The following is a 20,374-nucleotide window of genomic DNA, read 5'->3' as shown; positions in this document are numbered from 1 at the left end:
TTTAGGATTGTACGGTATTCGCTTTACACCGGATTACGGGCCCGGTGTAAAGCACGCAAACTATCTCGCCGTCCAGCCGCCGTCGACGGTCAGCATCGAGCCAACCATGTAGGTAGCGGCATCACTGGCCAGGAAAATGGCGGCTCCCTGAATTTCGCGCAGCTGGCCCCAGCGTCCCAGTGCCGTGGCTCCCACCACAAATTTCTTACCCTCATCGGTGTCGGCAATCGGCACGTTCATATCCGTCAGGAACGGTCCCGGACAAATGGCGTTGACGTTGATGTTGAATGGGGCCAGTTCCAGCGCCAGCGCCCGGGTCATCTGCACCACCGCGCCTTTGCTGGACGTGTAGGGCGTCCGGTTTGACAACCCCACGAGCCCCAGCGTACTGGCCAGATTGATGATGCTGCCCCGCCCGGCTTCTTTCATGAACGGCGTAACAGCCCGGCAGCAGAGCCACGTGCCGGTTACATTGACCTCCATCACTTTGTTGAAATCGGCCAGCGCCACCTCGTCAATCGGCCCCCGAATGTTGATTCCGGCGCTGTTGATCAGGATGTCAATTCGTCCGAACGCATCCAGGGCCGCTTTCGCCATCGTTTCGGTTTGTTTCTGATCCGTAATATCAGCGCTGAACGATAGCGCAGAAATGCCAAAATCCTTGCTGAGTTCCTCGGCGGCTCTGGCCCCCTCTTCCGCCGTTCGGTTGACCAACAACAGGTTAGCACCTGCCGAAGCAAGTCCGGCGGCCATCGCCAGCCCCAATCCTTTCGACCCGCCCGTGATGATGGCGGCTTTTCCGGTTAAATCAAATTGCTTAATTCCAGGTAGTATTTCTTTTGTCATTCCAGGGTTTACTTAAGTCCGAGCTTATTGCTGCTGTATGAAAGGCAGGAAACGATATTTTTCTCCTCAGCCGCCAGCCGATCTTCGGCCGGAAGCTGGGCAAACCGGGGCAGACCGGCTTTGTAGGAATGCTGTCTGACCATGCGCAATGTCCGGTCCATATCCGCTTTGGGAATACCGTCAAACGTGGCCCAGTAGGCTTCCTTCCGACACGGTATTTCGAGCGGATCGCGGGTAATCATCTCCAGGTTGAACGTCACGGCCGGATTGTGTTTTTTGCAAACCGCCACCATCTTTGGCAGATCAAGAATACCGTAACCAAGCGGCACTTCCGACAGCAGAAAACCGTCCGGGTATTCCTGAACGCCCATGTCTTTGACGTGTGTGCTGACGACGTAAGGGGCCAGCGTTTCCACCAGTTGCATGGGGTCTTCCAGCAGCGCAATGTTGTTGCCAAAGTCGATGGTTACGCCAATCCACTCGCTGTTGATCTGCTTTAGAATGCCCACCAGTTCGTTAGCCCGCCAGTCCTTGTGGTTTTCCACCGCCAGTTTGACCTTGTGCTTACGCAGCACGGGTTCGGCCAGTTGCAGGGAGGTCAGGGCGTTTTTTTTCAGCGTCTGCCATTCCTCCGGTGAATGGTAGGTTTCGTAGCGTCGACCCGTCGAGCAAACCGTTCGCAACACCGTGGCTCCGGCTTCTCTGGCGTTGATCACTTCCTGCTCAAAAGCCGCCACCTGCCCGGTATGTTTGGGTACGCCAATGGAGCCTTCCAGATACAAACCCGTCTTTTCCCGTTCCTCGCGCACTTTTCTGGCAAAATCCGCCGACCAGTCCTTCACAATGGTCTGCACCCCGCCCGCACCAATGGCCTTGCAGTGATCAATCAGTTCCAGCGCGTTCGTAAAACCGGGGTATTTCTGGCTTTCGGTCTTCGCATTCCAGCGACTGGCGTAGGAATGAACCACCACACCCATCGGTACACCCTTCAGAAAAGCAGGCATTTCCGGCAGCGAGAGCGCCAAAGCACCGACGGCGGACCGTTGTAAAAATTCTCGTCTGTCCATACAGGTATCGGGTTGGAATAGTTCTTGAACGGGTATGTTGCCTTTACTTTCCGTCGGGCGCTTTGGTTTCCAGCATATAGGCATTCAACTCTTTAGCCGTCCACGGCACCACCCGGCCCTGCGAGGTTACGCGCGTCATGCCCACGGTTCGGCGACCAATCGGGCCGGCATTGTTGCCCCACTCGTTGCGGATGTACGTCAAAATGGCGGTAATGGAAGTATCGTCCATCGTTGAATGCGACGGCATAACAGGCAGAATATCGGGCGCGTTATACACCTTTTTGGCAACCTCCACCGGCCCTTCCATACCGTGCAACAGAATGAGTACCAGCCGTTTTTCGTCGCCCAGCACCCAATCAGACCCCACCAGCGGTGGCCCAAACCGATTTAGTCCGCCCCCGTCGGTCCCGTGGCAGCCCGAGCAGGTATTCAGGTAGAGTTGCCGCCCCGACGCAAACAGTTTCTGTTCTTCGTCACTCAGCAAGCTTTTCTTCTGAGCGTTGGCCTTGACGGCTACATGACCGGGCCATTCGAACAGCGCGGACAGGGAGGCCAGTCGGGTTGGGTCAATGCCCAAATCGGTACGTGTTAAGATGGTAGGTGCCGACGCCAGTTGGATCGGCTTCTTGGTTGTGCCTCCCTGTATGGCCATGCTCGTCAGCACGGCTTTTTCCTGCCAGCCCAGCGATTCCCGGTTCAGCAACGTCAGCAGGGCGGTGAGTTCGGCGGGATTCCGTTTCCGGACGATGGACGTGGTGAGCATTTCCAGAAAAATCTCCTTCGACGGTTCGTGCGCCTGCCAATCCGGATTCTTGAGCAGGGTTTGCAGGAAAGCAAACTCCTGATTCTGAAGGCTGCTCAGGGCTGCATCCCGAATCAGCGCCATTCCTCCATACAGGTTGACAATACCGGCCAGCAACGGGTGCGCAGCCCTAGCATCCAGCGTTCCGGCGGTGAACGTGATCTGGAGGATCTGCTCAATCGGCGCGGTTTGCCAACTCTTCAGCAGTTGTGTTTCCAGCTGGGCCCGAACGGCTTTATCCGCTTTCGCCATCGGTTCCAGCAGCCGCAGGGCCGTTGTTTTGATAAGCGGGTTCTGATCCGACAACAAGCCGAAGAGAAGCGTTGCGTCGCTTAGTTTCAGACCATCCAGCGTCCAGAGCGCGTGAAACCGGCCCAATGGATTTTCCCCGTTCCGGGCCAGTTTGATTAGCGCCGGGCGCACGGTTTTGTCGTTTCGTTCCACCAACAGCCGCTGGGCCATGTCCCGGTGCCAGCCGTCGGAGTGCGACAGTTCCCGAATCAGGTCCTTGGAGGAAGCCTTCGACAGTTTAACCGGTTTGGTGGGCGTCCAGTTTTCGGGCACAATCCGCCAGATACGGCCCCGGTTGACCGGCAAGACCAGTCCGCGGTTGATGGTCTGTTCGCGCAGGTAGGGCGTTACATAAGCTTTGTGCTGAATCAGGCCCCGGTACATATCGGCCACGTACAGCGCCCCATCCGGTCCCGTGGTCTGGTGAACGGGCCGAAACCGTTCGTCGGTCGAAGCCAGAAATTCCCGACCGGGGTGCGGGTCCTGCGCCGACGCCATAATACCGTTTTTCTCCACCCGATTGCGTTTAATCAGATTTCCGGCCGGTTCGCAGACAAACACATTGCCGTAATATTCTTTGGGTAAGGCCGTTCCCCGATACACCAGGGGTGAACAGGCCGCCGTAAATTCCTGCAACCGCCCTTCTTTATCGAGCGTTCCGGGAATATAGCCCCGATTCACCGCGGGCGTTGGCCGAAGCGGATAGACGCGCCGGTCGAGGGTTAAACCGTGGTCGATGCCGGTGGTGGGTGTATGATTTTTGTTGCGGGTCAGGTAGTTGGGCGGCACCAGATCGGCGTGGAGCTGCGACCAGTTGTAGTTGTAATAAAGCCGCCCTTCGTCGTCGTGACTGATGCCCCACTGCCCGCGAAATTCGGTGCTGTCGCGCTCCCACTTTCCGTTGTTCAGCCGGTAGCGAAGCCGCGATTTGGCGTTGTAATACCAGTTGTCCATGCTGCGCCAGAGGCCATTGGGGGCGTGTTCGGGCAGCCCGTTTCCGGCGTATTGCGGATCAATCAGAGTTTTGGTATCGGCTTTTCCGTCACCGTCGCGGTCGCTGGTCATCCACAACTTGTTGTTTTCCACCACCAGCACTCCGCCCGGCACCAGCGCCAGGGCGCGGGGCAGCACCAAACTATCGAGGTAAACGCGGCTGGCGTCCATCTGCCCGTCGCCGTTGGTGTCTTCCAGTACCGAAATGCGGCCAATGGGCTGCTCTTCGCCGGTGCCGTCCATGTTGGGCATGAATCCGCGCATTTCGACCACCCACAGCCGACCGTCCTCATCGAACGTGATCACGACCGGGTCCTGCACCATCGGTTCGGAGGCAACGAGCTGAATTTTCAGCCCCGGTTCCAGTTGAAAGGTAGCCAGTTCTTCGGCGGGTGTCCGAACCGGCGAAGGGCCGTCTTCCCGCATTGTCACAAAGCCTAACAGGCCCAGAAGGCCAACTCCAAGCAAATAGATTAAGTTAACGCGCCGACGCATGAGAAATCGTTTGTCAGTATTACATAATAAAGATTCATTTATAAATTACTACTCATGCGAATTTCATAAAGCCGCCGTAATTGTTGCCTCACCTGATTTTGGAAATAGTGTCAACTGACGCTTGCGGTCTATTAAGCAGGAAGAAAAACGGTAATTCCGTCTCTAATCAGGGTTAAGTTCAGCGTACTCACTAAAGATCTATGAGTACCGGCGTTTGCCTGCATTTTATGCTTTCCCCGGCAACCAGTGTTTATTTCGGGGCCGGATTCCGTCCGGGTAAGCGCGGATCACCCGCTTCCGGATAACGTCGAAAGCCGCAATGGTGAAGGCCCCCATCGGCACGGTAGTCATGATTTTAAGGTCTTCGGCAAAGGTAGTGTCCTCGTCCAGGAACCGGAAAATCTGCGCGGGCGCGTTGTTTTGATACAGCCGGGTAAATACATCATCGGCGGGGTGACGGTGGTATTGCAGTACATTCAGCAGGACGCTGTCCATATACATTTTGAAACCCTGACGGAACCACGATTTCCGGCGTTTGGGTTTGCCATTCCGGACCAGATTCTGAACAATTTCGTGCAGATACCGCTGCGTTCGCTGGAACGTATAGCCGGTAGACGGTTTGGTGTAACCACCGGACGTGCCAATCCGGACGACATGCCTGCCGGCCCGCTCGGTGGTGGGTTCGTCGGACATCGGAATGACGCCGAACTCTTTTTCCTGAATGGTGTAGGTTCCGGTATCCAGAAACCGGTCGATATAGCCGCGCAAGGCCGTTTCGTACTCTTCGTCCGAAAGAAGCTGATCGTTAAAAATGGTGTATTCGACCAAAGCCGTCCGCTCATCGAACGGAAGGATGTAAACAAACCGGCAGTCGTTGTGCTGCTCCACCCGAAAATCCATCATACAGGGCCGGGTGGGGTCGAAACACGGCTTTTCCGTTGTAATGGTCCAGCCTTTGAAATGCTGTAAAAGGTTGTGGTTTTCGGGTTGATCAAGCTTTAGCGCGTGGGTACTGTCGAATACATAATCGGCCATATACGGCTCGTCGTCGGCAATGACGAAGCCACCCTGGGGCGTGTCTTTCACGCGGTTGACGGTGGCCTGCCGGATCTCGATGGACGGAAACTGGGCCAGATGGTGCTTGAGGTGATCGTAAAAATCAATTCCCCGCAGCATTTTGTACTGGTACGTACCGATGTCGAGCAGGCCCTGGTAGGTGGTTCCAAAAAACTCGACGGTATTCCACTTTCGGTACAGAATCGGTTCAAAAGGCCCCGGCTGCTCTTCCCAGAAACACCAGGTCCGGTCGTTACGGGATTTATTTTCCTTGTCAAGAATCAGAATGGAACGGTCACGAAGGGGCGACTGGCTCAGGTAGTAAGCCAGACTCAACCCGGCCATTCCGCCCCCGGCAATGATGAAGTCGTATCGTTTCATTCAGAACAAGAAAGGGAAAAAGCCGCAAACGAAAAAGGGAGGAACCGAAAAAGGACGTAAAATCCTCTTTTCTGTTCCTCCCTGTCTGTTTATCCCCTTTGCGGGTTACTTACACATTGACGTGCCGTTCGGCATGGTACGACGAACGCACCAGCGGACCTGATTCAACGTATTTCAGACCCCGCTTCAGCCCTTCTTCGCGGTACATGGCAAACTTTTCGGGATGAATCCACTCAATAACCTCGTGGTGCATCTTGGTCGGTTGCAGGTACTGGCCCAGCGTCAGAATGTCCAGACCGTTCTCCACCAGATCGTCCATGGCCTTCAGCACTTCGTCGGCGGTTTCGCCCAGACCAAGCATAATGCCCGATTTGGTGCGCTGACCAAATTCTTTCGTCCGGCGAATCTGCTCCAGGCTGCGTTCGTAGCGAGCCTGCGGACGCACCCGGCGGTAGAGCCGTTCGACGGTTTCCATATTGTGCGAAACCACTTCCTGACCGGCTTCGATCATCCGGGTCAGAGCCTCCCAGTTTCCTTTCGTATCCGGAATCAGCGTTTCAATGGTCGTGGTGGGCGATACTTCTTTTACAGCTTTTACGGTTTGGTACCAGATTTCGGCACCCCGGTCTTTGAGTTCATCGCGGTTTACCGACGTAATAACGGCGTGTTTAACCTTCATCAGCAGAATGGCTTCGGCCACCCGGCGGGGTTCGTCGGTATCGTATTCGTTCGGGCGGCCCGTTGCCACGGCGCAGAAGGTACAGCTCCGCGTGCAGACATTGCCCAGAATCATGAAAGTAGCCGTGCCTGCGCCCCAGCACTCGCCCATGTTCGGACAGTTACCGCTTTCGCAAATGGTGTGCAATTTATAGGTATCAACGAGCTTGCGAACCTTGGCGTATTCGGGGCCAATGGGCAGTTTTACCCGCAGCCAGTCGGGACGTTTTTTTCGCTGTTGTTCGGAGGGTATTACGGGAAGTTCGATCATAGCAAAACCTCAATCCAGTTTACTACACAATGGATTTTCGGGGAGTAAAGTTCGGGAAAAAGCCGGAAAGGAAAAAGGAAGCGGGAGAACGGCCCGAAAGGTCTTTTCAGAACGGTTTTTCTCCTGCTTCCTATTCGTTATTTTTTGTTCCCGAAGTACAGCGTAATGAATCCGGACGTATAAACGCTGCGGTTGTTGGCGTTATTCATAATGACGACCTCTTTTGGAAAGGCTTCCGCCAGAAATCCGATTTCCAGCCCCGTCATGTTGTTGCGGAACGCGCTCAGTTCAAATGAAACAGCGGCTTTGAAGTTCAGGCCCACGGTCAGTTTTGACTCGGAAAAGCCCTGAAAGAAACTGCCGGAACCCACAATCAGTTCGGGTTGCAGTGTCGGATCGAACGGGCGGGTATCGACCTGGCCCGGGCTGGTTGAATACTGAACGTAATACGGTTTGATGATACCGATGGAAGGCCCGACGGCCAGAATACCGTTGATGGCAACGCCTTCGTCGGCATTGCGCGTAAAGAGCGACACTTCCCGACCATACTGGGGCCGAACAACGAACAGATAATTCTGCTTGTTATACACATACCGTTGTCCGGAATAGGGCGTCTGCGACTGCACTTCCTTCGGGTGCTTTACGTTGACAATCTCCAGAGCCATATAGCGAAACTGCCGTTTGCCCTGAAACAGATTGGGCAGCACTTTCGAATGGCGAAAAACAAACCCGCCCAGAATCCCGGAGTTCGTATTCGTTGTGACGCCATAGGTGGTCACGGTTGAATATTTATCCTCGTCGGTATCGGTGTTCTGAGCCCGCGCGCTGCTCACCGACAGCACCAGACTCATTAAAAAAAATATCGGTAGAATTCGTGACACGGTCGTAGTAGAAACTTTTGTAAGGATAAAAATAACAGTTTACTTTGACACTAGGAAATTATCGGTTCCGACAATTCCAACTCGCTGCACGATTGAGTAACGGGCTGAGCTATTGGATGGTTGCGTGAATCAATATATATTTTTCCATTTCCATTCATTCACTAACAGGAATTTAGTTTCTGGTATCATGCCCACGGTTCATACGACGTATTTAGGCGACTTACGCACGGAAGCCACCCACCTGCAATCCGGCACGCGGATTCTGACCGACGCCCCCACCGACAATACCGGTAAGGGTGAAGCCTTCTCTCCTACTGATCTGGTAGCCACGGCCTTAGGCAGCTGCATCATTACCACCATGGGCATTGTGGCCCGGCGCGACGGGATTGAATTGCCCACCAGCGATCTGACCATCACCAAGGTAATGTCGAAAGACACGCCCCGCCGGATTGTCCGGATTGAAATTGATATTGTAATGGGATCATCGGATCACTTCACGGAAGAATACCGCGCCAAGATGGAAAACATCGCCCACACCTGCCCGGTAGCCATCAGCCTGCATCCGGATCTGGAGCAGGTAGTCCGGTTTGAGTGGAAAGAAGTAGAAAAAGTCAGCGCCTGATTCACGGCCTTCCTGGTGCAAAAGCCGGTTTTATCTCCTCGATGTTTTCTTTGCAGGAAGCACCAACCGGACTGTTAACCCCGCCGACGGTGATTTCGCTCCGGAATATTTTTTCGATGTTCCGGAGCGAAATGCGGTAGAAAAGCCGTGACACAGATGACTTGGCTCAGCCGTCTGAATCGGATGTCATCCGCGCCGTTTTTTCCGCATTACGTAAATGAACTGGCTGGATGAACCCGAGCCAGCGTGCGTCACCTGAAAGGAAACAACCTCCCATCCCTGTTTCCCAACAAAATTAACGGCCTGCATCACCGTCAGGAACCGCTCCGTTGGCTCTCCTTCTGCGTTGAGGCTACGTAGTTCGCTGTTCAGGCCCTCCCGAAAATCCGCCTGTCCGTAATCGACATAAATTCTGGCCTTACCACCTAAACCGGGGTATTCGCAAATCAACTGACAGTATTCAATATCCAGTTGATTAATATCGACGCGATTGACAATCAGCTGGGCAACGGTTTGGAAGGATAAGGTACAAAAGAAAATGAGTGCGGAAAGTCTTTTCATGGTGTCCGGATTTTCCTCCATAACGAAGGAAACCCAACAACCGTGATACCTTGATCAGCTCTTCTTTTGTTTACCGGCCAGTCCCTGTTTGCCCGCCAGTTCGGTGATAGCCACCACCAGCCGGTCGAGGTCCTTGGGCGTTGTGTATACGTGGGGCGTCACGCGCACGCCGTTGATGTCGCCCAGCGAAATCGGAGTCGTGTGCAGCTTGTAGGTGCCCAACAGTTGACTTTCCAGCTCGGGCCCCTTGATCCCGTCGATACCGACCACGGCCAGCGCACCCGCGAACTCGGGTTTCAGGGACGTGTATAACCGGACGCCGGGAACGTCTTTGACCTTCTCAGCCCAGTAATTTTTCAGGTAATGTAATCGCGCAAATTTCCGGGCCGCGCCGATACCGAGGTGAAAATCAACCGCCGTACCAATGGCCATTTCCGCAGCAAAAGAACGGGTTCCGAGCGATTCAAATTTCCGGATGTCGGCCCCGTCGGGGTCGGTATTGGAGAGCAGCGCCCAGACATTTTTAATCTTGTCCTTTTTAATATACATCATTCCGCTGCCAAAGGGCGCGCAAAGCCACTTGTGCAGGCTGGTGGCCCAGTAGTCGCAGCCCAGATCGGGCACTTTGTAATCGAGGTGTGCAAAGCTGTGGGCGCCGTCGCAGATGACTTCAATTCCCTTTTTGTGGGCGGCATCGGCAATTTTGCGAACCGGCATGATCTGGCCTGTCCAGTTGATGACGTGGGTGACGTGCACCACTTTAGTTTTGCTGGTAAACGCACTGGTAAACTGTTTCACCAGATCATCATCGTTCTCGGAAGGCAGTTTCAGATCGAGCCACACGAGTTTAATACCGTCGCGTTTCTCGCGCTGTTTCCAGGCGTTCATCATGTTTGGGTAATCCTGTTTGGAGAGGACCACCTCATCGCCCGGTTTTAACGTCAGACCGAAAATAATGGTATTGAGTCCTTCCGTGGCATTCCGGTTGATGGCAAGTTCGTCCGGCGAGGTACCCGCCAGATCGGCCAGCTTCGCCCGCAGCGACTCCCGGCCCTGATCCAGAATACGCCACATGTAGTAGCTGGGCGCTTCGTTGCTGTACTGATAGAACCGGATGTGCGCATCCTGCACCGATTTGGGCTGCGGACTAACGCCCCCGTTGTTCAGGTTCAGAATGTTAGGCGAAACGGTATATTCAGCTTTGATCCACGACCAGAAATCTTCGTCCTGCGCGATTTGCTGCGGACTGCCCGTGGTTTCCAGCCGTTGCAGCAGCGTGCGGTTGGTTTCGGTCATAAAGTCCGGTAAAACAAAGGGAGCAGCAGCGGCTGTGCTGAGCTGACGAAAGAAAGTACGACGACTGGTCATGGTTTGGGGAATATGGCGATCGGGGCACAAGGTACAAATAAAATCGGCACGCGCCTACTATAACCAAATAATCTAAAGGCAAAAAATGCAATAATAGAGCCTTTGTTTTGCGCCACAACCGTTCAGTAAAGCAAAAAGGAATAATCATCTACTTACGTACTTGTGGCAAAAGACACGGGGAAACTACGCATTTTTCAAAAAGCGTAGTTGTGCGCTAAAAGCCCCGGCCCGACCAGCCTAATTTTGTAGGGTCAAATCTGACATATCCACACCATTCCTATAATTCTAGTATCAACAAACGAATGAAAACGGCCTTGATTTTCAGTACGCTTTGCCTGGCCCTGGCGATTACCTTACGGGCTTCGAATCACAAGAAGATCACACTCAAACAGACCCTGGAACAGCAGATTGCCGCCTACGCTTTGTATCCGGAAATCTTACAACAAGTCGATCACGAAGATTTTGTTGTCATTAAATTCCGGGTCGATGCCCAGCAACGGCTAGCTGACCTGCGCATCTCCGACGGTGACAACAAAACATTGAACGCAACCCTGATCAAGCAATTGATGGGCAAGAAAGTGTTCCTGACGGAACCGAACGCCAACGAAAATCAGGAGTATCAGGCGAAGGTTCGCTTCCGGCTGGTTTGACGTATTATCAACCTATCCTCTACCAGAACGGGTTCGGCCCCGGAGTTTTCCGGGGCCGAACCCGTTTTTTATGGCTGACCAACAGCTTACGGCTTTGATCGCAAACTAAGTTTCTACAGAACAAAAAAGCCGCCCCGATCAGACCGGGGCGGCTTTTTCTATGCTAGTTCGTAACAAATTCTTACTGCGGATTTTTGATAAAGGCAATGTAGTCAGCCAGTACTTTACCGCATTCGTCCAGATACAAATCCTTTTTCGGAGCTTTGGGATCTTTCGGATCTTTAGCCGGTACGGAAGAGTCATTGGTTGCTACGGGTTCACCAGCCGCCTGAGTAATCGACTTCCGGCGTTTTTCCGCTTCGTCACGCTCTTTTTTCCGTTTGGCCTCCTGAAGCGATACCACGGTTTTTTCCTTGGCCCGTTTCAGTTCCGCAAAGTCGGCCATCAATTGCTTCATTTCCGTATCCGATTTCAGACGTTGTTCGTACCGATCCCGGAGTTTGGCGATCAGCTTGTCGTCTACGTTCCGGGTAGCGTCAAACCGCGCTGAGGGAATCTGATCCCAGGGCAGGGCGCTGGGTTGTGAGCTTTCGCCATACTCCTCTGCACTGAAAGCCGACGGTAATTCAATATCCGGCGTTACCCCTTTGTGCTGGGTGCTGCTACCGTTGATCCGATAGAATTTAGCAATCGTCATTTTTACCTGACCCACTTTTTCCGACTCTTTCAGCCAGGTATTCAGGTCGACCATTGTTTGCACGGTGCCTTTACCGTACGTCTGGCTACCGATGATGATACCGCGTTTGTAATCCTGAATGGCCGCTGCGAAAATCTCCGAAGCCGAGGCACTAAAGCGGTTTACCAGCACGGCCAGCGGGCCATCATACAACACCGACGGATCGGGGTCCGTCTGCACTTCAATATCACCCGTGGCTTCCTTCACCTGCACTACCGGCCCCCGCGAGATAAACAGACCGGTCAGCGTAATGGCTTCGGTCAGTGAACCACCGCCATTGTCGCGCAAGTCGACAACAACACCGTCCACTTTCTCGGTTTTCAACTCGTTAAGAAACCGTTGAACATCGCCGGTTGTGCTGGCGAAACCTTCTTCCCGCTTGCGGGCGCCCTCAAAGTCGCGATAGAACACCGGAATTGTAATAACCCCGAGCTTGAATTTCTTATTGTTCTGCGAAATCTCAATGACTTCCTTCTTGGCGCGCTGTTCTTCCAGTTTGATTTTTTCGCGCACCAGACGGATTTCTTTCGGCGGAGCACCGGCAACGGCATCCATCGACTTGATTTGCAACCGGACGGTTGTGCCTTTGGGGCCTTTGATCAGCTTAACGGCATCATCCACTTGATAGCCGACAATGTTCACCATATGGCCTTCGCCCTGAGCAACGCCCAGAATCTTATCGCCTTTTGTCAGCAGCTTGCTTTTGAAAGCCGGGCCACCGGGAACAATGTCCGAAATCTTGATGTAGTCGCCATCTTCCTGCAACAGAGCCCCGATTCCTTCCAGCGACGCGCTCATCTCCTGGTTGAAACGGTCGGCCGAGCGGGGCGACATATAGTTAGTGTGCGGATCGAGCGATTCGGCAAACGCGTTCAGGTAAATCTGGAACACGTCTTCGGCTTTAATCCGGCTCATGTAGCGGTCGAGGTTTTTATACCGCGACTTCATGCTGTTGACCACCGACGTATCGGCTTTACCGGTCAGTTTCAGTTCGAGCGACTGGTTTTTCAGCAGCTTACGCCACAGATCGTTTTGTTCTTCGATGCTTTTGGGCCAGCTGGCTTTTTCGCGATCGGTGTTAAAGGTTTCGTCGACCGTGAAATCAAACGGCTTTACGAAATTCTCCTGCACAAACTTGTTGCGCTCCTGATACCGTTTCCGGAAAACATTGTAGATATCATAAGCGGCTGTGAGCTCACCGTTGATCAGCTGGTCGTCAATGTTATTACGGTATTTTTCAAACGAACTGATATCGGACGCCAGGAAATAGGCTTTGTTGCCATCCAGTTCCTTCAGGTAGTTTTCGAAAACTACCGACGACAGCGAATCGTTTAATTTCACCTTGCGGTAGTGGTGCGTCGTCAGCAGGCGGGCCACCAACTGTTCGACGTGTTCCTGCGAAACCGAAGGCTTTAAGTCATCAGCATTTGAAGGCGACAGCGGTACGGCCGACATCCCGGCATGTGGACCCGGCTGAAGGCTCAGCATCAGCACTGGTACTAATGTAATGAGGTACTTTCTCATACTTCCCTTTCTATGATTAATGTAGCACCAACTCTTACTCTTTACGACTGGCGGGTAAAATGGTTTTATAATTCGACGGCTGAAGTGATTTTATGGTCAAAAACCGTCAGCAGCACCAACAATCTAACCTTTTTACCCCTTAAACCATTCACCAATGTACCGATTTAACAATTTTTAACCATCCAGCCTTCTGCTATTACTTCTTCACAATATCCAGCAATTCAATATCGAAAACCAGCGTGGAGTTTGGCCCAATCTGCGGACCGGCTCCCTGCGAACCATACGCCAGCGTCGACGGAATAAACAGTTTCCACTTGGAGCCAACCGGCATCAACTGAAGCGCTTCGCTCCAGCCCTGAATAACCTGATTAACCGGAATTTCGAGCGGCTGTCCGCGTTCAACCGAACTGTCAAAGACCGTTCCGTCGATCAGCCGCCCGGTATAATGTGCCTTAACAGTGTCGGTAGCTGCGGGTTTAGGGCCGGTACCGGCTTTCACAATTTCGTACTGCAAGCCGCTGGCGGTTGTCATGATGCCGGGCTTCTTTTTATTTTCTTCGAGATACTGCTCCCCTACTTTCTTATTGGCTTCAGCTTTGACCGATCGTTCGCGCTGGAAAAATTCGCCGATGATGCGGTTGGCCTGTTCAGGCTCGATCTGCGTAGTAGAGGATTGCAGCGCATCCTGTAAGGCTTTTGTCAGGGCTTTCAGGTTGGCATTCCCCAGATTTTGCTGTTTTAACCCAAGGCCAACATTCACACCAATGCTGTAGCTAACGGAATCGATGGCGTTGTTGAGTTTAATTGGGGCAGAAGTTCCTGCGGCAGCGGTAGCCGGGGCTTTGGGTTTAGGCTTGGCGGCCGGTTTTTTCGTTTGAGCCATTGCCTGACCCGTTACCAGTACAGCCGAAAAAAGACCGGCTAACGTCCATTGTTTAATCGTCATGTGTAAGATACAAAAGTTGTATTCAAAAAGTACTTATGCTGAAAACGTAAAGTTGCGGGTCAAAAGTTTGGCAATAGCGGGATTTTATAAAACAAATAATTGATGAGTGGTGATGGGTAAGGGTTGACGGCCAGTTCAATCCGGCGTTTCGTTATCAGACGCGAAAGTAACCGGATCCGGATGGCTCACAACTCACTAAAGTAAAAAACAATTGCTAGTATCTCAACCGAGCGTGAGCAAATATCGTTATTTTTTTGATTCACAAATGATTCACGGGTTAAAAGCCGTCTATTACACCGAATCAAAACGAATCCGTCCCATTCTTAGAAAAATCTAAACTCCGGCGAGGATTTTCCGTGATAACGTCTGTTTTAGTGAAATTTAGTGCGTAACTTTGCACCCAAATTCTTAGAACCATCATAAAACGATTCTTCCACTCATATGGTATCAGTTAGACCCGACGAGGTTTCGGCCATTCTCCGGGAACAGCTATCGAACTCCAGAACCACCGCCGAACTCGAGGAAGTCGGTACGGTCCTGCAAATCGGTGACGGAGTAGCCCGCATTTACGGACTGTCAAAAGTACAGGCCGGTGAATTGCTGGTGTTTGAAAACGGCTTGCAGGCCCTGGCTCTTAACCTCGAAGAAGACAACGTCGGAACGGTATTGCTGGGTGACTACAGCGAGATAAAAGAAGGCGACACGGTAAAACGCACGAATCAGATTGCTTACATCAACGTTGGTGAAGGCATCCTGGGTCGCGTTGTGAACACGCTGGGCCAGCCGATCGACGGTTTAGGTCCGATCGCGGGCGAAACGTACGCGATGCCGCTGGAGCGGAAAGCACCGGGCGTAATCTACCGCCAGCCGGTAACTGAACCGCTGCAAACCGGTATTAAATCCATCGACGCCATGATCCCCATCGGACGGGGTCAGCGCGAGTTGATCATTGGCGACCGCCAGACGGGTAAAACCGCCGTAGCGATCGATACAATCATTAACCAGAAAGAATTTTACGATAAAGGCCAGCCCGTTTACTGTATCTACGTAGCCTGCGGTCAGAAAGCATCAACCATCAAACAGGTGGAAGCGACGCTGCGCCGGGCAGGTGCCATGGATTACACGGTCATCGTAGCGGCACCAGCGGCCGATCCGTCGCCGATGCAGTTCTACGCACCGTTTACGGGAGCCGCCATCGGTGAATACTTCCGCGATACGGGTCGTCCGGCCCTGGTTGTTTATGACGATTTGTCGAAACAAGCCGTAGCCTACCGCGAAGTATCGCTGCTGCTGCGTCGTCCGCCGGGCCGCGAAGCCTATCCGGGAGACGTATTCTACCTGCACAGCCGTCTGCTGGAGCGGGCCGCCAAAATCATCAGCAACGACGAAATTGCGGCCACAATGAACGACCTGCCGCCTTCGCTGCAAGGCAAGGTGAAAGGAGGAGGTTCGCTGACGGCTCTGCCGCTCATCGAAACGCAGGCTGGTGACGTATCCGCCTACATTCCGACGAACGTAATTTCGATTACCGACGGCCAGATCTTCCTGGAAACCAACCTCTTCAACTCCGGTATCCGTCCGGCCATCAACGTAGGTATCTCGGTATCGCGCGTGGGTGGTAACGCCCAGATCAAGTCGATGAAGAAGGTGGCCGGTACGCTGAAACTGGATCAGGCACAGTTCCGTGAACTGGAAGCCTTCGCCAAGTTCGGTTCGGATCTGGATGCTTCGACGAAACTGACCATCGAACGGGGCCGCCGGAACCAGGAAATTCTGAAGCAGCCGCAGTATTCGCCGGTTCAGGTGGAACAGCAGGTGGCTATCATCCTGGCATCGACCAACGGTTTCCTCGATAAGGTACCGGTTAACAAGGTAAAAGAATTTGAAAACGAATTCGCACTGCAAATGAGTACGCAACACCAGGCTACCCTCGATCAGCTTCGGGCTGGTAAACTGGATGACAACATCATTGCGGTTGTGAAAAAAGTGGCCACGGAATTAGCCGGTCGGTACGCATAACGTTTAGAATCTGGACATTCAGGAGGTACGGTATTGGGAAATGGGGAATGCAGGGTTCCTAATCAGGCCCTTCCTTCCCCGCTTCCCGAATCCATCTCTCCATAACCAAAAACATGGCCTCATTAAAAGAAGTACGAAGCCGGATAACTTCTATCATCTCAACGCAGCAGATCACTAAAGCCATGAAAATGGTGGCTGCGGCTAAATTACGCCGGGCACAGGACAACATCATACAGATGCGTCCGTACGCCCAGAAGCTCAATGAGATGCTCAGCACCGTTTCCGCCGGTGCCGAACTCGCAGCCGAAAGCCCTTACAATCAGGTTCGTCCGGTCGAACGGGTACTGCTGATCGTCGTCACGTCGGATCGCGGGCTGGCGGGTGCATTCAACACCAACGTCGTTAAGGAAGCCATGTCGCTGATTAATCAGCGGTATGCGGCCCAGGCCCGTCGGGGGAATGTTGAAATTCTGGCAATCGGTAAAAAGGGAGCAGAAGCGTTCCAGCGCCGGGGTTTCAAGGTCAATACCAATTACACAGATACGTTTCTGTCACTGAGCTTTGCCAAAGTTCGGTCGGCGGCCGAAGAAGTTATGAACGCTTTTACGGCCGGTCAGTACGATCAGGTCGAAGTGGTTTATAACGAATTCAAAAATGTGGCGACGCAGATCATCCGGTCAGAGCAGTTTCTGCCTATCGTTGCTGCGCCAACCCATTCGGATACGAAAGCGTCCAATGTCAATTATATTTTTGAGCCTTCGGAAGAAGAAATCATTACCGAACTGATTCCGAAAACGCTGAAAATCCAGTTGTACAAAGCCGTGCTGGAGTCTAATGCATCCGAACACGGCGCACGGATGACGGCGATGGATAAAGCTACTGATAACGCCGGTGAACTGCTGAAAGAACTGAAGCTGGTTTACAACCGGACGCGTCAGGCAGCCATTACCAAAGAAATTCTCGAAATTGTTGGCGGAGCTGAAGCACTCGCACAAAAATAAAACGTTTCCTTTACTTGCTGAAAACCGCCACCTTCGAAGGTGGCGGTTTTTTGTTTTACTAGCTTCAAACCCGATTCGGCTTACTGCCTGACTGGAATTTTGAACGGTACTCAGCGGCTTTTCAGGTCTGGTCCTTTTTTTCATTTTTTTTTATGATCTTGAAACGATTTTAAAAAATTAAATGTACTAACATTAAATGTCACTACATTATTAACCAAAAATAGCAACACAATTATGGCAACTACTGCTCAGGAAACCAAAGTTTGGACGATTGACCCTACTCACTCCGAAATTCAATTCAAAGTACGTCACCTGATGGTGTCTAACGTAACCGGCAAATTCAACTCGTTTGAAGGACAAGTGGAAACGGCTGGCGACGATTTTTCAAACGCATCGGTTTCTTTCTCCGCTGATATCGACAGCATTACGACAGGAAACGAACAACGGGATGGCCACCTGAAGTCGGCAGATTTCTTCGACGCAGCCAACCACCCGAAACTGACATTCCAATCGACGGATGTAAAGAAAATCAGCGATGATGAATACGAAATCAAAGGAGATCTGACCATTCGCGGTACGACCAAGCCGGTTACGCTGAAAGCAGAATACGGCGGACAGATGGGCGATTTCTACGGCAACACAAAAGCAGGTTTCGAACTGACCGGTACCATCAAACGGAAAGAATTTGGCTTATCGTGGGATGCCGTCACCGAAGCCGGTGGTGTAGTGGTCAGCGATGATGTAAAGCTGCTTCTAAACGTTCAGGTGGCTCGTCAATAACCCCCAATCTTTTTAACATTTTTTAACCACCAGTCCCCTAAGGCTGGTGGTTTTTTATTGCCATCACACCAACAAATCATCATCGAATAAATCGCTATATATCAACTACTTACGGTCAAAATAAGTAGAAACGGATACCTATATATCTTCCGTAAGAAAACGAACTAAGTTTGTAAGAAATTAGTTATTTAACTGAGCAAATACTAATAAGAAAATATCCAGCGTTAACAAGTAGTTCGCTCAATTTTTCGAACTCATACGATAGTAACCCAGTCCACTTTCAACATTAAACAACCTATGAATATCAAGAGCATAATTGCCAGTCTTTTCATGGTGGGTCTGTTAGCAAGTTGTGCGCCATCCATTAACGTCAAACATGACTACGACCCGAAAGTAAACGTTCGTCAGTTTAGTACCTTCCGGGTAGAAGCCGACCAACGTCGTAACGCTGACCCGATTGCGGGCAGCAACCTGAACCAGCGCCGGATTGCGGATGCCATTGAAAAATCGATGCAGGCGAAAGGGTACAAACCCGTTGTAGGGGGCGAAGCTGATCTGGTGATTCGTTTCTTCTCTGACTCGAAAGACCGTCAGCAAGTGCAGTCAAACAACACCTGGTCGCCGTACTGGATGTGGTATAACCCCGGTTATAACAACGTCTATACGCGCCAGTATGAAGAAAACCGGGTGGTGATTAATGTATATGATGCCCGCACGAATGACATCATCTGGCAGGGCTGGGCAACCGGTCAATTGAACCAAAGCAAGAAAGACCGCAACCGTGATGTGGCCTACCGGACTACGGTTGACAGTATCATGAAACAGCTTCCCGAAAGCGCCGGTTCTGACTACAGCTCAGTCAAAGAAAAATAAGCAGATCGCACAAGCCAACGCTTGAACCGATTTGATCAAAGCCGCCTGCTTCCAACGAAGCGGGCGGCTTTTTGATGTTAGGGGGTTTGCGAAAGCCAGCCGGTCAGCCCGGTCGCGTGGCGCACCAACTGGTATGAACCAAAGACACCCAGCACTTCAACGACGGTTCCGGCCGACAGGGTTTCGATCACGGCGGCTCTCGTACCGGCGGCTTCCAGCAAATCCATACCGGTTGGCAACGGAGCCCGGCGCAACGCCCGACGCGCGGGTTCGACAACCCCGCTCGAAACGTATCCCTTGGTTCCATCCGGCAATTCAACCCGCAGCCAGGTGGCAGTTCCGCCTGCAATAGCAAACGCCGAAGACCGTGGTAGGGTCCGTAAAATGGGGGCATCGCCGTCGGGCGACTGTCGGATCACCGCCCGGGTGGCCGAAATTCGGACGGAATCGCCCAGGGTTTCAGTCGCTACCAGCGTCTGGCGGGCCGGACCCGTTCCGCGCCGGACAAAGGGCAGGGGATCAACGGCCCCGGAATTAAATGAGTAAATGCCAAAATGCAGGTGCGGAGCCGTTGTGCGGGCGTTGCCGGTATTACCGATAAAGCCCACGGTATCACCCACCGACACCCGCCGTCCCTGTTGAACCGCCTGAGAATCGAGGTGGGCGTAATAAAGCGTCTGATTTCGCCGGGAATCGGACAGATATACCACGTTTCCGCCCAGATTATTCGTTCCGACGCCGGAAATATAGCCGTCGGAAGCGGCCAGCGCGGGCGTTCCCCGGGGCGCAAAAATGTCGATGCCTTCATGCCGCCGACGGCCCGCATCGCGCGAGGCTCCGAAATAACTGCTGATCTGGCGGCTGTCGCGCCCCTGCACCGGAAAGCCCAGAATGGGTTCGCGCGTAATGGAAATAGTGTACCGGCCACTGCGTAACAGTTCGGGCTGAATCCGGATCAGGTGTGTCCGGGTGCGGAGCACTTCAAACGTCAGTTGGTTGGTATCGGCTTTGGCTGACGTGAGCCGGTTGGGATTCCGGTTGGCTTCATTCAGTTCAAAAATATCGATGAAAAGCTGTACGGGTTCCTGCCCCTCCACATCCACTTTGACAATGAATTTATCGCCCCGCTGCCCGTTCAGACGGTATCCGAGCGCAAAAGGCCGGTTGGCCGCGAAATAACCGCTTTCCCGATACGGCGCGTTAATCATCACCGAATCTTTCAGGGCCCGGTCAGCGGTGTTCAGCCAGTCGGTTCCCAGGGCCGTGCGTTCCAGCCGGGCGTCCCGAAGCGACTTGGCATACTGTTCATGCGGTGAAGCAGGCCGGAATAACTTTGTTGGCCCAACACTGGTACAGGCACTCAATACGCCCGCCAGAAGGATGAAAAGAAGACGGTTGAGGAATACGATGCGGTTCATTGGCAGGTAGTCGTTTGAGTACTAAACGACTACCCAAGCCGCAAGGTTTTGGCAACTGATGTACGCTGGAAATTCC

17 protein-coding genes are annotated in these 20,374 nt (G+C 52.7%); 6 read left to right on the top strand and 11 right to left on the bottom strand.

The features are described 5' to 3' along the window. Positions 1 to 60: 60 nt before the first annotated feature. From LX87_RS06470 to LX87_RS06445, 6 genes are all read right to left on the bottom strand, one after another. On the bottom strand, positions 61 to 846 hold the full coding sequence (locus tag LX87_RS06470) for an SDR family NAD(P)-dependent oxidoreductase (RefSeq protein WP_111627308.1): 786 nt from the start codon (positions 844 to 846) through the stop codon (positions 61 to 63). 8 nt (positions 847 to 854) lie between these two features. After that, positions 855 to 1,913, bottom strand: a complete 1,059-nt coding sequence (locus LX87_RS06465) for a sugar phosphate isomerase/epimerase family protein (protein ID WP_111627307.1) — start codon at positions 1,911 to 1,913, stop codon at positions 855 to 857. Positions 1,914 to 1,956: 43 nt separating this feature from the next. After that, entirely contained in the window at positions 1,957 to 4,494 is a 2,538-nt protein-coding gene (locus tag LX87_RS06460) for a DUF7133 domain-containing protein (RefSeq protein ID WP_111627306.1), read from the bottom strand. Positions 4,495 to 4,719: 225 nt separating this feature from the next. Continuing rightward, positions 4,720 to 5,931 carry a lycopene cyclase family protein gene (locus LX87_RS06455; protein WP_111627305.1) on the bottom strand — a complete coding sequence of 404 codons (1,212 nt, stop codon included), beginning with the start codon at positions 5,929 to 5,931 and terminating at the stop codon, positions 4,720 to 4,722. Positions 5,932 to 6,040: 109 nt separating this feature from the next. Further along, positions 6,041 to 6,919, bottom strand: coding sequence for a lipoyl synthase (gene lipA / locus LX87_RS06450; protein WP_111627304.1), 879 nt, complete (start codon positions 6,917 to 6,919; stop codon positions 6,041 to 6,043). 137 nt (positions 6,920 to 7,056) lie between these two features. Further along, positions 7,057 to 7,800: a hypothetical protein gene (locus LX87_RS06445; RefSeq protein ID WP_229310562.1), complete on the bottom strand. Its 744-nt coding sequence runs from the start codon at positions 7,798 to 7,800 to the stop codon at positions 7,057 to 7,059. Positions 7,801 to 7,987: 187 nt separating this feature from the next. Here LX87_RS06445 and LX87_RS06440 point away from each other — a divergent pair, with 187 nt between their 5' ends. After that, positions 7,988 to 8,422 carry an OsmC family protein gene (locus tag LX87_RS06440; RefSeq protein ID WP_111627302.1) on the top strand — a complete coding sequence of 145 codons (435 nt, stop codon included), beginning with the start codon at positions 7,988 to 7,990 and terminating at the stop codon, positions 8,420 to 8,422. A gap of 186 nt (positions 8,423 to 8,608) precedes the next feature. On the opposite strand, the gene LX87_RS06435 is transcribed toward LX87_RS06440, so the two are convergent. Beyond that, positions 8,609 to 8,983 carry a hypothetical protein gene (locus tag LX87_RS06435; protein WP_146624435.1) on the bottom strand — a complete coding sequence of 125 codons (375 nt, stop codon included), beginning with the start codon at positions 8,981 to 8,983 and terminating at the stop codon, positions 8,609 to 8,611. Between the two features lie 54 nt (positions 8,984 to 9,037). Continuing rightward, the gene (locus tag LX87_RS06430) at positions 9,038 to 10,351 is read right to left on the bottom strand and encodes an aminotransferase class V-fold PLP-dependent enzyme (protein ID WP_111627300.1); all 1,314 of its coding nucleotides are present in this window, start codon (positions 10,349 to 10,351) and stop codon (positions 9,038 to 9,040) included. Positions 10,352 to 10,653: 302 nt separating this feature from the next. Between LX87_RS06430 and LX87_RS06425 the strand changes: the two genes are divergently transcribed. Further along, entirely contained in the window at positions 10,654 to 11,001 is a 348-nt protein-coding gene (locus tag LX87_RS06425; RefSeq protein WP_111627299.1) for a hypothetical protein, read from the top strand. A gap of 181 nt (positions 11,002 to 11,182) precedes the next feature. On the opposite strand, the gene LX87_RS06420 is transcribed toward LX87_RS06425, so the two are convergent. Both LX87_RS06420 and bamJ read right to left on the bottom strand, forming a co-directional pair. Then, positions 11,183 to 13,261: a carboxy terminal-processing peptidase gene (locus LX87_RS06420; RefSeq protein WP_111627298.1), complete on the bottom strand. Its 2,079-nt coding sequence runs from the start codon at positions 13,259 to 13,261 to the stop codon at positions 11,183 to 11,185. Between the two features lie 196 nt (positions 13,262 to 13,457). Next, positions 13,458 to 14,207, bottom strand: coding sequence for a BamJ family beta-barrel-assembly machinery protein (gene bamJ / locus LX87_RS06415; protein WP_111627297.1), 750 nt, complete (start codon positions 14,205 to 14,207; stop codon positions 13,458 to 13,460). Between the two features lie 441 nt (positions 14,208 to 14,648). Here bamJ and atpA point away from each other — a divergent pair, with 441 nt between their 5' ends. The 4 genes from atpA to LX87_RS06395 all read left to right on the top strand — a co-directional run bounded on the left by atpA (position 14,649) and on the right by LX87_RS06395 (position 18,880). Continuing rightward, the gene (atpA, locus tag LX87_RS06410; protein WP_111627296.1) at positions 14,649 to 16,226 is read left to right on the top strand and encodes a F0F1 ATP synthase subunit alpha; all 1,578 of its coding nucleotides are present in this window, start codon (positions 14,649 to 14,651) and stop codon (positions 16,224 to 16,226) included. Positions 16,227 to 16,339: 113 nt separating this feature from the next. After that, entirely contained in the window at positions 16,340 to 17,227 is an 888-nt protein-coding gene (gene atpG, locus LX87_RS06405) for an ATP synthase F1 subunit gamma (RefSeq protein ID WP_111627295.1), read from the top strand. Positions 17,228 to 17,461: 234 nt separating this feature from the next. Beyond that, on the top strand, positions 17,462 to 18,007 hold the full coding sequence (locus LX87_RS06400) for a YceI family protein (protein ID WP_111627294.1): 546 nt from the start codon (positions 17,462 to 17,464) through the stop codon (positions 18,005 to 18,007). Positions 18,008 to 18,304: 297 nt separating this feature from the next. Next, on the top strand, positions 18,305 to 18,880 hold the full coding sequence (locus tag LX87_RS06395; protein WP_111627293.1) for a DUF4136 domain-containing protein: 576 nt from the start codon (positions 18,305 to 18,307) through the stop codon (positions 18,878 to 18,880). Between the two features lie 77 nt (positions 18,881 to 18,957). Here LX87_RS06395 and LX87_RS06390 read toward each other — a convergent pair whose 3' ends face one another. Next, positions 18,958 to 20,298, bottom strand: coding sequence for a peptidoglycan DD-metalloendopeptidase family protein (locus LX87_RS06390; protein WP_111627292.1), 1,341 nt, complete (start codon positions 20,296 to 20,298; stop codon positions 18,958 to 18,960). Between the last annotated feature and the right edge of the window lie 76 nt (positions 20,299 to 20,374).

The organism is Larkinella arboricola, assembly GCF_003259745.1.
GTDB classification, from domain to species: Bacteria; Bacteroidota; Bacteroidia; order Cytophagales; family Spirosomataceae; genus Larkinella; species Larkinella arboricola.
Note: the sequence above shows the minus strand (reverse complement) of the source record. Positions and strands in the feature narration are given on the sequence as shown.